Here is a 12,560-nt window from a genome sequence, read left to right on the forward strand (position 1 = left end):
ACCGGAGAGTCCTCAATGCCCGATGCCGACATCATTGACATCCGCGCAGCCGTTGTCCGCCAGGCCGGTGGTCCGTTCGTGATCGAAGATGCCAAGCTGGGGCCGCCGCAGTTCGACGAAGTCCTGATCAGGCTGGTTTCAGTGGGCATGTGTCACACGGACATGGTCATTCGCGATCAGATATATCCTCTGCCTCTCCCGATCGTTCTTGGCCATGAAGGTGCCGGTATCGTTGAAGCGGTCGGGGCGCACGTGAAGAAGGTCAAGCCTGGCGATCATGTCGTGCTCACCTTTCTCTCCTGCGGCTCATGCCGCCCCTGCCAGACGGGCGTGGCGGCTGCTTGCGAGCGCTTCAACGATCTGAATTTCGCGGGCTGTCGACAGGATGGCTCGCACGCCATTACCGACGCGCACGGCCATCTGATGCAAGACCGCTTCTTTGCGCAATCATCGTTCGGTACATATGCGCTGGCCCATGAAAGAAACACCGTGAAGGTTCGTTCGGACGCTCCTTTGGAATATCTTGGTCCACTAGGCTGCGGTATTCAGACGGGCGCCGGCACGGTGTTGAACGCCCTGAAAGTGGAGGCGGGAGCCAGCTTCGCAGCCTTCGGAAGCGGCGCGGTGGGCCTCAGCGCGATCATGGCGGCCCGTGTCGCGGGTGCGACAACGATCATCGCGATCGATGTCGTCCCATCGCGCCTGGAACTCGCCCTCGGGCTTGGCGCGACCCATGTTATCGACAGTCGGACCGGTGACGTGGTCGAGCAGATTCGCGAAATCTGCCCGCCTGGCGTCGATTACGCGATCGACTCCACGGCCCGGACGGATGTGATCACAACGGCGATCGCCGCGCTTCGTCCCCGTGGCACCTGCGCGTTGGTAGGGGCCGCAAGGCCGGGCGTCGAACTCGTCACAGACCTTAATGATCTGATGCAGCAGGGAAAGATCATTCGCGGGGTCGTCGAGGGCGATAGCGTGCCCGATCTGTTTATTCCAAATCTGATCGATCTTTTCATGCAGGGGCGCTTTCCCTTCGACAAGCTCGTTCAATTCTATGATCTGGAAGACATCAACCAGGCAGCTGAACACAGCGAACGGGGCCTGACCATCAAGCCGATCATCAGATTGCCATCCTGAACGGCGAAGTTCGCCAGTCAGCTTGCTTCCACGATCGCCGATTCCAGGCACGGTAAATCTCCGGAATGGACAGCGCGCGGACCATAAGGAATTCAACCATGACGACCTATAGCTTCAAAGGCCAGTATATCGGCGGACATTGGCGAGATGGAACATCTTCCGATGCGATCATCGATCAGGACCCTTTTACGGGGGAGACGATCGCGTCCTTCCCCGCCGCAACCCTCGCCGATCTCGACGAAGCCTACAGCGCAGCAGCCCAGGCCCAGCATAAATGGGCTGCAACGGGACCGTCGCTGCGATCCGATATCTTCCGCAAGGCTGCGGAGATCATGCGCGCGCGCCGTGATGAAATTGTCGAATGGTTGATTCGCGAAGCGGGGTCGACGCGGATCAAGGCTGAAATCGAGTGGCAAGCGGTTCTCTCGGGTATGGTTGAGGCGGCGTCCATTCCCTATCGAGTGGAGGGAAAGATCATTCCTATCGACACGGCCGACACAGAAAGCCGTGCCTATCGCCGTCCGATCGGGGTGGTGGGCGTGATCAGCCCATGGAATTTCCCGATGCACCTGTCGCATCGCAGCATCGCGCCGGCTCTCGCCACGGGCAATGCGGTCGTTGTTAAGCCTGCTGAAGATACGCCGGTCACCGGGGGCCTGTTGATTGCCCGGATTTATGAGGAAGCGGGTCTGCCCGCCGGTATTCTCAATATCATCGTCGGCGACTCAAAAGTGATCGGCGACGCCTTCTCCCTTCACGACGTGCCTCGTTTCCTGTCGTTTACCGGCTCCACCAGGGTCGGGCGACTGATCGGTCGGCACGCCATGGACGCAAAGATCATCAAGCGCGTCGCGCTGGAGCTTGGCGGCAACAGTCCATTTGTCGTTCTGGCGGATGCGGATATCGATCAGGCGGCCAGAGCCGCCGCCTTCGGCCGTTTCCTTCACCAGGGCCAGATCTGCATGAGCACCAATCGGGTCATCGTCGAGGACAGCGTGTACGATGCGTTCCTTGAGCGGTTCGTGGCCTGCGCGGCAAAACTCAAATATGGCAATCCGCATGAGCCTGATACGCTCATCGGCCCAACGATCAATGCCCGCCAACTGGCCGTCAATCTCCATCACCTCGCCGACGCCAAATCCAGGCTCCGAATGGCGCTTGGAGGCGAACCTGAAAGTGCGGTGATCCCGCCTCATATATTCGCGGACGTGGATAACAGCGATCCGCTCGCACAATCTGAGATGTTCGCTCCCATCGCGTTCGTCATTCGCGCGCGGGATGAAGCGCACGCCCTAGAACTTGCGAACGCGACTGACAGCGGGCTTTCTAGCGCGGTCTTTACGCGGGACGAAGCCAGGGGCGTTCGCTTTGCGCTGGGGATCAACGCGGGGATGACCCATATCAACGACTGCACCGTCGCCGACATGCCCTTCAACCCTTTTGGAGGGGAGAAGAACAGCGGCCTTGGCCGGTTCGGCGGTGATTGGATTATCGATGAGCTGACAACGACCCATTGGGTAACCATTCGTCGCGGACCAATCGATTATCTGGCCTGAACGCCGTCCCCGGTCAGGATGCCGAGACATGGACTGGCGCCGACATATCGAACGCTATCCTGGTCGAGACAAACAGAGCCAGCTATGGCGAATATCGCCTTGTCCATGCCTCGACTTACGAGACTTACACTCCCGACGCCTTGGAAAGAACATCGCTTGCATAACGCCAGAACAACTCGCGCAGCAAGTGGTGCAGAGGTTCAACGATTGCAGGCCGGGGTTGGGCGAGGTTCTGCACTGAATTACGCAGGAACATTCTGGCTGTTTTAGGTGTCAAAGGAGGCTGGGGCCGATCGCCATCACCACCAGAAAGATGGATGTTCCAGACGGTCGCAAGGACTTCGCGGTAACGCTGCCGGTAAGCCTGCTTCATTATGTTCAGATCTCCGGATGCCGGAAACACGAGCGGAGCAAGTGAAGCGTCCAGATGTCGGTTGAAGGCGCGGCGCGCTGCCCAGCGGTCTATCAATCCTGTCTCGGTGTTGCGAATCGCGATTTCGATGCACCAGTTGATGAAGAAGGCGCATTCAACCTCCAGGCGGTCCGATGGACGCATCTTATGCGCCTCATAAATCTCGGAAACGTGATCGCGCATGGCCTCGCTGCGCATGAAATAAACATCCCGTGCCTGAGCGCACGCTCTTGCTACCGGTAGATATGTCATCGCGAAAGCCCGGCCGAGGAAGCGCGCATTGTCAGCGAATAACTGCCGAACTGGCTCCAGAAGCCCGCGCCAGCGCGGAAAGTGCCATTGTCGCTCAAATGCACAAAAACGCCGGGCTTACCCAGCCGCTCGGCGATGACCCCGGTTGCCGCGCGCCGGGCATCAAGTTCGTCGGCGACATCGATCTCGACTGTTATGGGAACACTCCCGAAAAATACTGAAAAGACAAGATCATACATGAATGGACTTGTCCCTTGGTAGGCGTTTGGAATAAATCATTGCGTATTGATTTAATGACCGAGAAAATGAACGTCAATGGCAATCCACGACCTCGAACTTTCAGCCGGGCAGAGGACCAGAGGACGGCCGCGCGCCGGTGAAGCTCCCAATCCGCAGCAGGCAGAGCATTATGCGCTGCGCAGTTTCGCCGCACATGGCTACGATGGCGCCAGCATGCGCGATATTGCCACTGCTGCCGGCATAGATCCGGCTTTGTTATCGCGGCGCTACGGGTCGAAGATGGGCTTGTGGCGAGCAACCGTGAATGGCGTTTCAGAACGTCTGGAGCGGGTCTACGCCGAGATGCGCGACATAATGGACGCTCCGGGTCCATCAGCCTCAAAAGTGCCAGAAGCGCTTAGAAGGTTTGTCGAGTTCAATGCCACGATTCCTGATCTGGCCTGTTTTTTCATCGATGAGATTACAAGGCCAGGTGAACGTCGCGAATATATCGTGTGCAGGATCTGGCTACCTTATCTGGAAGCAACCCGGCCGATCATTGCGGCTGCGGGCGGATACGGGTCAGACTCCGTCGCAGCAGGCTTTTCTGCCTTTTCACTTCTCGGCCTGGTCGTACTCCCCCAATTGATGGCGCCAATCCTTGATGATCAATGCCGATCGCGACCCGACGATACTACAGAACAAATCATGGCTTCATTGATGCGTCAGCTACATATGCCGGTTGCTCGCTGCAGCGCGCCGGATCCATCACCCACAGCTTTTCCGACAATATGACAATATCAGCTGAGAGTGAAGGCCCGTTATATCGACAGCGACCTGGAATATAAGGGCCACTACATCATCAACACCTACAGCAACCCGGAAAATCCGTTTGCTGCCCCAAGGCAAGGCGTCGGCCGACGCCTCGACCTGCACCCTTGTCGGGCTACTGGGCGGATCGCGCCTGTCGCGGCGCGCGCTTTGATCATGTCCGCGTCAACGCGCGGACCATGCGTTGCCGGTCCACGGCAGCGCCGGGGGCGTTCGCACCGGCGCTTTTTGTAAACTCACCGATGGCCGCAGCCTCTGTTGTCTGATGCTTGTGACCCGAACCGTTGCCCGATGGGATCGCTACTGACCGAACAATATTCATTGCCCGCGCGCGGATCGGATAGTGCGTTAGGAATAGGTACGCGTCTTGATCTAGGCAGCGAACGCCGTCGCACAGTCCCAACGGTCGCCTTGCCAATGGAACCTTCATGGGCGTCGATCGGTCCGAAAAGCGCGCATATTGAAAAGTGGCCCGCGCCATGTTATATCTGAATATAACACTTTGGAGGCGTCCCGATGCACACAACTAATCTTAGGAAGGTCGGCGGCTCCGTCATGCTCGCCGTACCCCCCGCGCTACTGGACGTTCTGCACCTTGCGGCGGGCGCAAAGGTCGGGCTTGCCGTCGATAATGGCAAGCTGGTGGTGGAGCCTGGCGCCCGTCCCCGCTACACGATGGCCGAATTGCTGGGCGCGTCCGACTATTCGCAGCCGCAGCCGCCAGAGGAGCGGGAATGGGTTGATGCTTCGGCTGTCGGTGGCGAGCTTCTGTGAAGCGTGGCGACGTTTACATGGTCGATCTCGAACCGACGCACGGGCGGGAACAGCGCGGCCATCGTCCCGTGGTCATTGTCTCGCCCGATGATTTCAACCGCGCCACGGGCTTGCCACTGATCGTCCCAATTACCAATGGCGGCGATTTTGCCCGCCGTATCGGATTCGCGGTGCCGCTTTCCGGCACGAAAACAACGGGCGTCGTGCGTTGCGATCAACCTCGCGTTCTTGACCTGAAAATCCGCAACGGCCGCAAGGTGGAAACCTTGCCGCAAGCGATCATGGATGAAGTCTTGGCCCGGACGGCAACGCTTTTGGAATGAACCGGCCCAGAGTAGCGAACATGGAAGTCAAGCCCAAGAGAGAGGCAGCGTAGCCAGACGCGCAATAAAGGGCGTTGAGGCAGTCATTGCAGGTCGCTATACCTATGGATAGCCAGATTCCTTCTGGTGGCGAACGGCTAGGATTGCGACCACGTCGCCGTCGAGGCGATACAGGGCAACATAGCCGCTATTCCCAAAGGCAATTAGTTTCTCCCGATATTCGGGGTCCATCTCTTCCATCGGGCGGCCGACGTGCGGCGATTGCGCGAGAACCGTCACCCCTGCCCTGATCGCTGCTACCGCGCGCCGCGCTGCATCGGCATCCGTGGGCTTCAACCAATTATGAAGCCGCTCCACGTCAGCCAATGCGCTAGGCGTCCAGATCAGACGTGGCAATTAGGCAGTTCCGCATCCTCGCCCGCTTCCAGCTTCGCCAGCCAGGCATCTGCCTCCTCAAACGTCAGATGCATCCCTGTTCGCTGATATTCTTCCCATGCCTCAATCGCATCTCGCCTGAACGCCTCACGCTTTTCTTCTCGTTCGACATACTGTGCGATAGCCTCGCGCATGATCCAATGTGAACTGCGCCGACGAGCTTCGGCCAAGTGCTGCACGCGCCCCTTCAGGGTATCATCGAGCTTTATAGATGTTGCCGCTGCCATAGCGCGCTCCGTATCGAGAGGTATTACCTTACGCTAAGTTAGCCTGTCTTGGTCGTACCGTCCATCCCTGGCATCAAAGGCGCCCGCGATGTGATGTGTTTGGCGACAGGTTGAAACCCATCGATTTTTGCACCCGGCAGCTTGGAGAGTGATGCCTTCTGGTGTAAACAAAACGTTCGTTTAGTTGACTGACAACTCCCGTAAAATTCATGCGCGCGGGAATGGCTCATTCCTGTGCATTGTGCACTGCACAAAACCTGCCAATTTCCCATGAGTCAACTTAGCTAGAAATTTTTTCAGCTAAGTTGACATAATAGTGCCTCACGCTCAAACTCGAACAAATCAAGAACCGGAAGGACATGGGATGCCCCATCAGATCATCGCTCGGATGCCTCCCGAACTGCGTGCTGCTCGACAGGAGCGCGCGGTCGAAAACCGCTGCTCGATGAACGGGCAGGCAACCTATGAAATTGAGGCGGCTCGATGAAGCTTGGAGGCTCTGTTGCAAAGATTGGCGGCAGTCAGAGGTAGGCTGTCGCTCTGCGCCGATCAGGCGGCTGCTGCGAAATGGTGGTTGAGCATGCCCATGGCCTCCGTCAGCGCCGAGGGCCCAATGCCAAAAGCTCTCTCCACAAGGCGCACCTCGCCCCTGATGCCGGGCTGCAGGCACCAGGGGCGAGCCTGTCCTTTGCGCAGGGCTCGCATGACTTCGAATCCCTTGATCGTGGCATAGGCCGTGGGGATCGATTTGAAACCGCGCACCGGCTTGATCAGTATCTTGAGCTTTCCGTGATCGGCCTCGATCACGTTATTGAGATACTTCACCTGCCGGTGGGCCGTCTCCCGGTCCAGCTTTCCTTCGCGCTTCAATTCGGTGATCGCTGCACCATAGCTCGGCGCTTTGTCGGTATTGAGCGTGGCAGGCTTTTCCCAGTGCTTCAGGCCTCGCAGGGCCTTGTCCAGGAACCGCTTCGCTGCCTTGGCGCTGCGGGTCGGCGACAGGTAGAAATCGATCGTGTCGCCCCGCTTGTCGACTGCCCGGTACAGGTAGGTCCACTTGCCCCGCACCTTGACGTAGGTTTCATCCAGGCGCCAGCTCGGATCAAAGCCACGCCGCCAGAACCAGCGCAGCCGCTTCTCCATCTCCGGGGCGTAGCACTGGACCCAGCGATAGATCGTCGTATGGTCGACCGAAATGCCGCGTTCCGCCAGCATTTCCTCAAGGTCGCGATAGCTGATCGGATAGCGACAATACCAGCGCACCGCCCACAGGATCACATCACCCTGGAAATGGCGCCACTTGAAATCCGTCATCGTTCCGTCCGTCCAATCTCCGCCAAGCATGCTCAAGCTTCACGATTTTTGCAACAGAGCCGTTCTATTGAAAGGAAATACCCATGAAAAAGACAGTATGTATCGCTATGGCCGTGCTGGCTATGGCTGGCGGCGGGGTCGCCTATGCAGTTAGTGGCACGGCGCAAGATCGCCCCGCGGCTACCGCAACCGCTCAGAAGCAAACCACCTTTGCCATAGAGAACATGACCTGCGCCACCTGCCCGATCACCGTGAAGAAGGCGATGGAAGGCGTCGCCGGGGTAACGGCGGTCACGGTCGATTTCGCAGCCAAGACCGCGCGCGCAACCTATAACCCGCGCCGCACCAATGCTGCTGCGATTGCCGCTGCATCAACCAACGCGGGTTATCCGGCGCGCGCTATTCAAAACTGAGCGGGGCGCCGCCAGCGCCTCAAGAAAGCGATAAGCAATGAACGACTGTTGCAACCGCCCCGGGCAGGAAGGATTTGACGTGGCCGTCATCGGCGCGGGTTCTGCCGGGTTCTCCGCCGCGATCGCCGCTGCCGATCTGGGCGCGAAAGTGGCGCTCGTCGGTCACGGCACGATTGGCGGCACCTGTGTCAATGTTGGCTGCGTTCCTTCCAAGACGCTGATCCGCGCCGCCGAAGCGGTGCATGGTGGGCTTGCCGCCGCGCGCTTTCCCGGCCTTGGGGGCGCTGTCCAGATGGATGACTGGTCCGTATTGGCGGCGTCGAAGGACGATCTTGTCACGACGCTGCGCCAAAAAAAATATGTCGATCTGCTGCCCGCCTATGACGGTGTGAGCTATATCGAGGGCAAGGCACGCTTTGCCGATGGTGCGCTGATTGTCGGCGATGCGCCCATGAAGGTCGGCAAGGTCATATTGGCGATGGGTGCGCACGCCGCCGTGCCGCCGATTCCGGGGATGGACAGCGTGCCCTACCTAACCAGCACATCGGCGCTGGCGCTGGATCGCTTGCCCAAATCGCTGCTGGTGATCGGTGGCGGGGTGATCGGGGTAGAACTGGGACAGATGTTTTCGCGTCTGGGCGTTGATGTCACCATCTGCTGCCGAAGCCGCCTGCTCCCCGAAATGGACCCGGAAGTGAGTGCCGCGCTGAAAAACTATTTGGAAGCCGAGGGCGTGCGGGTTTGCGCAGGTGTCGGCTATCAGCGTATCGCCCAAACACAGAGCGGGGTCGAATTGACCTGCGAGGGGCATTGTGACACCGTCGCGGCGGAACAGGTGGTCATCGCCACCGGACGCCGACCCAATAGCGACGGGCTTGGGCTGGAGGAGCGCGGCATAGTGCTTGCCCGTAATGGTGGAATCGTCGTCGATGACCACCTCGAAACGTCGGTTCCAGGCATTTACGCGGCGGGCGATGTAACGGGACGGGACCAGTTCGTCTACATGGCCGCCTATGGCGCAAAACTGGCCGCGCGCAACGCGGTGACGGGCAACCAATACCGCTACGACAATTCCTCCATGCCATCCGTCGTCTTCACCGACCCGCAAGTCGCCAGCGCCGGCCTCACTGAAACGACAGCACGGGCGCAAGGCCTGGACATCAAGGTTTCGCTGCTCCCGCTCGATGCTGTGCCAAGGGCACTGGCAGCACGCGATACGCGGGGTCTCATCAAACTGATTGCCGACAAGGCGAACGACCGTTTGCTGGGCGGCCAGATCATGGCACCCGAAGGCGCGGATTCGATCCAGACACTGGTGCTGGCGATCAAACACGGCATGACCACCCTGGAATTGGGTGCAACGATATTTCCTTACCTGACCACTGTGGAAGGCCTCAAACTGGCGGCCCAAACGTTTGATAAGGATGTCGCCAAACTGTCTTGCTGCGCCGGGTGATTGCTCGGGGATCAACCGGCAACGAATGGCCTCCCTCCAGTGCAAGCCGCTTTGGTGTCAATTTTGTTATTCGCCTCAGCGGGAGAGCAAAATGGCACGACGCCGACTTCTGACCGGAGACGAGCGCCGGCGCCTGTTCGATCCTCCTGTCCAAGAAACCGCGATCATTGGGCATTATACCCTTTCTGCGGAAGATGTTGAATTGGTTGGGCGCCGCTATGGTCCAGCAAATCGCCTCGGTCTGGCTGCACAAATCGCTTTGATGCGACATCCCGGCTTTGGTCTGCAACCCGAGATCGGGCTTCCCGACGTCATTCTTCAGTACCTCGCGGCACAGTTATTCGTCGATCCTTCCTCCTTCTCTGCATATGGTCAGCGCGCGCAAACCCGTACCGATCATGCCGATCTCGTGGCGCGTTATCTTGGCATACGCCCGTTTCGACGCGGCGACCTGGCACTTGCCCTGAATCTTGCCGCGCAAGCCGCCGAGTATACAGACAGAGGTGAACCGATTGTTCGCGCCCTCATGGTTGGCCTGAAGGGTGAGCGGTTCATTCTTCCGTCAGGCGACACACTGGAACGCGCCGGTCTTGCTGGCCGGGCACGCGCACGCAAAGCTGCCGCAGCCGCAATCGTCGAAGGCCTCAGCTCTGCTGAACTGACACGGCTAGACGAACTCGTAATCAACAACCCGGATTTCGGCATGACACCGCTGGCGTGGTTGCGTAATTTCGAAGAAGCCCCGACTGCGGCCAATATCAATGGCTTGCTTGAGCGCCTGCGCTATGTTCGCGGCATAGGTATCCACCCGGTAGTTGGGGGCGCCATTCCGGAATTCCGCTTTGCCCAATTTGTCCGCGAGGGCGGCGTGGCACCGGCATTCCTGCTTTCGGATTACAGCGTCAATCGCAGGCGGGCGACGTTGACGGCCGCAGTGATCGACCTTGAGGCCAGACTTGCCGATGCCGCGATCCAAATGTTTGACCGACTTATCGGCGGCATGTTCACGCGCGCGCGGCGTGGGCGCGAGCGTCGCTACCAAGATAGTATTCAGTCGGTGGGGCAACTCATGCGGCTGTTTGGCGCCACGATTACAGCACTTGATGAGGCTGTCCAGAATGGCGGCGATCCGCTCGAATTGATTGACGAAGCGGTGGGCTGGCACCGGCTTGTTGCGGCAAAGGCCCAAGTAGATGCCCTTGCTGATCTTGCCGGCGAGGACGCACTGGTAACGGCAACCGAGCGTTACGCCACGCTACGGCGTTTCAGCCCGGCATTTCTGGACGCCTTCACCTTCAAGGCGTCTGGAACAGGGACGGCACTGATCAAAGCCATCGATGTCATTCGCGATGCGAACACACGAAAGTCGCGCGACCTTCCCGATGGCGTTCCACTGCCATTCCCCAATCGGCAGTGGAAGCGTCTCATCACCGAAAGCGGCCGTATCGACCGCCGACGTTATGAAATTGCGATCATGGCAACCTTGCGTGATCGTTTGCGCGCCGGTGATGTATGGATCGAGGGAACCCGCAACTATCAGCGCTTCGATGCCTATTTGCTGGGTCGGCGCGACGCCGCCAAAGTGGCGGATGTGCTTCCGTTCGATTCAAATGCTGCATCCTACCTCGCTGACCGGGCACGAAATCTTGACTGGCGGCTGCGCCGATTTGCCAAGCAGTTGAAAACAAACAAGCTTGAGGGAGTGTCGCTCGAACGAGACCGGCTCAAGCTTCAGCAAATGCCGCCTGTCACCCCACCGGAAGCTGAAGCCCTCGATCGCAAGCTCGATACCCTGCTTCCCCGCGTGCGCATCACCGAGCTGCTGCTTGAAGTCGCCGAACGCACTGGTTTTTTGAACGCATTCCGTGACCTGCGCTCAGGCAAGGAGCACGACAACCCCAGCACGGTACTCGCCGCAATTCTGGCTGATGGCACCAACCTCGGGCTGGAGCGGATGGCCAATGCCAGCGAAGGCGTCAGCTATGCCCAACTCGCATGGACCCACAACTGGTATCTTTCACCCGAGAACTATCAGGCCGCGCTGGCCATGATCATCTCAGCCCATCACGAATTACCCTTCGCGCGGCATTGGGGCGCTGGCACCAGTTCGTCGTCCGATGGCCAGTTCTTCCGGTCGGGGCGGAGCCGTTCAGGGGCGGCGGACGTCAATGCCAAATATGGCGCCGAACCTGGCGTGAAAATCTATTCTCACCTTTCCGATCACTTCGCATCATTCGGATCACGGATCATGTCCGCGACGGCAGGTGAAGCGCCTTACGTGCTCGACGGGCTTGTCCTGGGCGCCGGCAACCTTCCGTTGCATGAGCACTATACCGATACCGGCGGCGCCACCGATCATGTTTTCGCACTCTGCCACCTACTCGGGTTCCGCTTCGCGCCCCGGCTGCGCGATATTGGCGACCGCAAGCTGGGTTCGATCGCTGCGCCATCGACATACAAGGGCATCGAAAATCTGATGGGCCGCACCATCAAAACGGCAGCGATCGAGGCCGATTGGGATGACATCGTCAGGATTGTCGCCTCAATCAAGGATGGCACGGTGGCGCCGTCAGTAATCTTGCGAAAACTTGCCGCCTACAAACGCCAGAACAGGCTGGATTTTGCATTGGCTGAACTGGGCCGTATCGAGCGCACTTTGTTCACGCTCGATTGGCTTGAACAACCGGAACTGCGACGTGCCTGTCAGGCCGGTCTCAACAAAGGCGAGGCGAGGCACACGCTTGCCGCCGCCATCTATACCAACCGGCAGGGTCGGTTCACCGATCGCTCGCTGGAAAATCAGGAATTTCGCGCATCTGGGCTGAACCTGCTGATTGCGGCGATTTCCTACTGGAACACGGTCTATCTCGACCGGGCCGCCCAGCACCTCAACGCTGTCGGCACGACGTTCGATGCGGCACTGCTTGCGCACCTTTCTCCGATGGGCTGGGCGCACATCAGTCTGACCGGCGATTACCTCTGGGAGCAGGCCAGGCGACTTCCAGCAGGTGAATTCCACCCACTCAACGAGCCAATGGCGCGGTTGAAGCGTGTAGCGTAGCCCATGTTCCGCTTATGTCCGAGAAATCGTTGTCTGGCGAACAAACCTTGAGGTGACGCCTGATTGCGACTGTATGGGCGAGTGCGCTGCCTCTGCGCTATAGCGCAAAGATCCGCATGATTGGCACGTGAGGTAGCCCAGACGTTC

Annotated in this window: 14 protein-coding genes; 9 read left to right on the forward strand and 5 right to left on the reverse strand. The window is 59.1% G+C overall.

Annotated features, from left to right (window positions below):
- Positions 1-15: 15 nt before the first annotated feature.
- A complete protein-coding gene (locus tag ACI6S0_RS24995) occupies positions 16-1,140 on the forward strand; it encodes an NAD(P)-dependent alcohol dehydrogenase (protein WP_122129113.1) in 1,125 nt (374 codons plus the stop codon).
- A 98-nt stretch (positions 1,141-1,238) separates the two neighbouring features.
- Positions 1,239-2,696, forward strand: a complete 1,458-nt coding sequence (locus tag ACI6S0_RS25000) for an aldehyde dehydrogenase family protein (protein WP_122129195.1) — start codon at positions 1,239-1,241, stop codon at positions 2,694-2,696.
- Between the two features lie 124 nt (positions 2,697-2,820).
- On the opposite strand, the gene ACI6S0_RS25005 is transcribed toward ACI6S0_RS25000, so the two are convergent.
- Positions 2,821-3,306 carry a hypothetical protein gene (locus ACI6S0_RS25005; protein ID WP_063976431.1) on the reverse strand — a complete coding sequence of 162 codons (486 nt, stop codon included), beginning with the start codon at positions 3,304-3,306 and terminating at the stop codon, positions 2,821-2,823.
- A gap of 50 nt (positions 3,307-3,356) precedes the next feature.
- Complete coding sequence (locus ACI6S0_RS25010; RefSeq protein ID WP_063976430.1) at positions 3,357-3,599, reverse strand: hypothetical protein; 243 nt, start codon at positions 3,597-3,599, stop codon at positions 3,357-3,359.
- Between the two features lie 76 nt (positions 3,600-3,675).
- Between ACI6S0_RS25010 and ACI6S0_RS25015 the strand changes: the two genes are divergently transcribed.
- The 3 genes from ACI6S0_RS25015 to ACI6S0_RS25025 all read left to right on the forward strand — a co-directional run bounded on the left by ACI6S0_RS25015 (position 3,676) and on the right by ACI6S0_RS25025 (position 5,507).
- Positions 3,676-4,374 (forward strand): TetR/AcrR family transcriptional regulator, encoded by a 699-nt coding sequence (locus ACI6S0_RS25015; protein WP_081260992.1) that lies wholly within the window; start codon positions 3,676-3,678, stop codon positions 4,372-4,374.
- Positions 4,375-4,926: 552 nt separating this feature from the next.
- Positions 4,927-5,184, forward strand: coding sequence for an AbrB/MazE/SpoVT family DNA-binding domain-containing protein (locus tag ACI6S0_RS25020; RefSeq protein WP_063976429.1), 258 nt, complete (start codon positions 4,927-4,929; stop codon positions 5,182-5,184).
- Entirely contained in the window at positions 5,181-5,507 is a 327-nt protein-coding gene (locus ACI6S0_RS25025; RefSeq protein ID WP_063976428.1) for a type II toxin-antitoxin system PemK/MazF family toxin, read from the forward strand. Before ACI6S0_RS25020 ends, ACI6S0_RS25025 begins: the two co-directional genes overlap by 4 nt.
- A gap of 102 nt (positions 5,508-5,609) precedes the next feature.
- Here ACI6S0_RS25025 and ACI6S0_RS25030 read toward each other — a convergent pair whose 3' ends face one another.
- Both ACI6S0_RS25030 and ACI6S0_RS25035 read right to left on the reverse strand, forming a co-directional pair.
- Positions 5,610-5,903, reverse strand: coding sequence for a type II toxin-antitoxin system RelE/ParE family toxin (locus ACI6S0_RS25030; RefSeq protein WP_063976427.1), 294 nt, complete (start codon positions 5,901-5,903; stop codon positions 5,610-5,612).
- Positions 5,891-6,169 carry a CopG family ribbon-helix-helix protein gene (locus ACI6S0_RS25035; RefSeq protein ID WP_063976426.1) on the reverse strand — a complete coding sequence of 93 codons (279 nt, stop codon included), beginning with the start codon at positions 6,167-6,169 and terminating at the stop codon, positions 5,891-5,893. The genes ACI6S0_RS25030 and ACI6S0_RS25035 overlap by 13 nt, the downstream gene beginning before the upstream one ends.
- A gap of 364 nt (positions 6,170-6,533) precedes the next feature.
- Here ACI6S0_RS25035 and ACI6S0_RS25040 point away from each other — a divergent pair, with 364 nt between their 5' ends.
- Positions 6,534-6,656 carry a hypothetical protein gene (locus ACI6S0_RS25040; RefSeq protein WP_272940764.1) on the forward strand — a complete coding sequence of 41 codons (123 nt, stop codon included), beginning with the start codon at positions 6,534-6,536 and terminating at the stop codon, positions 6,654-6,656.
- A 62-nt stretch (positions 6,657-6,718) separates the two neighbouring features.
- Here ACI6S0_RS25040 and ACI6S0_RS25045 read toward each other — a convergent pair whose 3' ends face one another.
- The gene (locus tag ACI6S0_RS25045) at positions 6,719-7,483 is read right to left on the reverse strand and encodes an IS6-like element IS6100 family transposase (protein ID WP_015449415.1); all 765 of its coding nucleotides are present in this window, start codon (positions 7,481-7,483) and stop codon (positions 6,719-6,721) included.
- An 83-nt stretch (positions 7,484-7,566) separates the two neighbouring features.
- Between ACI6S0_RS25045 and ACI6S0_RS25050 the strand changes: the two genes are divergently transcribed.
- The 3 genes from ACI6S0_RS25050 to ACI6S0_RS25060 all read left to right on the forward strand — a co-directional run bounded on the left by ACI6S0_RS25050 (position 7,567) and on the right by ACI6S0_RS25060 (position 12,413).
- Positions 7,567-7,896 carry a heavy-metal-associated domain-containing protein gene (locus ACI6S0_RS25050; RefSeq protein WP_004213249.1) on the forward strand — a complete coding sequence of 110 codons (330 nt, stop codon included), beginning with the start codon at positions 7,567-7,569 and terminating at the stop codon, positions 7,894-7,896.
- Positions 7,897-7,933: 37 nt separating this feature from the next.
- Positions 7,934-9,352, forward strand: a complete 1,419-nt coding sequence (gene merA, locus ACI6S0_RS25055) for a mercury(II) reductase (RefSeq protein ID WP_206379267.1) — start codon at positions 7,934-7,936, stop codon at positions 9,350-9,352.
- 91 nt (positions 9,353-9,443) lie between these two features.
- On the forward strand, positions 9,444-12,413 hold the full coding sequence (locus ACI6S0_RS25060) for a Tn3 family transposase (RefSeq protein WP_014072601.1): 2,970 nt from the start codon (positions 9,444-9,446) through the stop codon (positions 12,411-12,413).
- The last annotated feature ends 147 nt before the right edge of the window (positions 12,414-12,560 follow it).

This window comes from Sphingobium sp. DN12, from assembly GCF_051058005.1.
GTDB classification, from domain to species: domain Bacteria; phylum Pseudomonadota; class Alphaproteobacteria; order Sphingomonadales; family Sphingomonadaceae; genus Sphingobium; species Sphingobium yanoikuyae.

Excerpts from the sequence above, each read along its gene's own strand:
- ACI6S0_RS25005 (WP_063976431.1), bottom strand. The coding sequence starts at position 3,306 with ATGCGCAGCGAGGCCATGCGCGATCACGTTTCCGAGATTTATGAGGCG.
- ACI6S0_RS24995 (WP_122129113.1), top strand. The coding sequence starts at position 16 with ATGCCCGATGCCGACATCATTGACATCCGCGCAGCCGTTGTCCGCCAG.
- ACI6S0_RS25040 (WP_272940764.1), top strand. The coding sequence starts at position 6,534 with ATGCCCCATCAGATCATCGCTCGGATGCCTCCCGAACTGCGTGCTGCT.
- ACI6S0_RS25035 (WP_063976426.1), bottom strand. The coding sequence starts at position 6,169 with ATGGCAGCGGCAACATCTATAAAGCTCGATGATACCCTGAAGGGGCGC.
- ACI6S0_RS25050 (WP_004213249.1), top strand. The coding sequence starts at position 7,567 with ATGAAAAAGACAGTATGTATCGCTATGGCCGTGCTGGCTATGGCTGGC.
- ACI6S0_RS25015 (WP_081260992.1), top strand. The coding sequence starts at position 3,676 with ATGGCAATCCACGACCTCGAACTTTCAGCCGGGCAGAGGACCAGAGGA.
- ACI6S0_RS25020 (WP_063976429.1), top strand. The coding sequence starts at position 4,927 with ATGCACACAACTAATCTTAGGAAGGTCGGCGGCTCCGTCATGCTCGCC.
- ACI6S0_RS25000 (WP_122129195.1), top strand. The coding sequence starts at position 1,239 with ATGACGACCTATAGCTTCAAAGGCCAGTATATCGGCGGACATTGGCGA.
- ACI6S0_RS25060 (WP_014072601.1), top strand. The coding sequence starts at position 9,444 with ATGGCACGACGCCGACTTCTGACCGGAGACGAGCGCCGGCGCCTGTTC.
- ACI6S0_RS25010 (WP_063976430.1), bottom strand. The coding sequence starts at position 3,599 with ATGTATGATCTTGTCTTTTCAGTATTTTTCGGGAGTGTTCCCATAACA.
- merA (WP_206379267.1), top strand. The coding sequence starts at position 7,934 with ATGAACGACTGTTGCAACCGCCCCGGGCAGGAAGGATTTGACGTGGCC.
- ACI6S0_RS25045 (WP_015449415.1), bottom strand. The coding sequence starts at position 7,483 with ATGACGGATTTCAAGTGGCGCCATTTCCAGGGTGATGTGATCCTGTGG.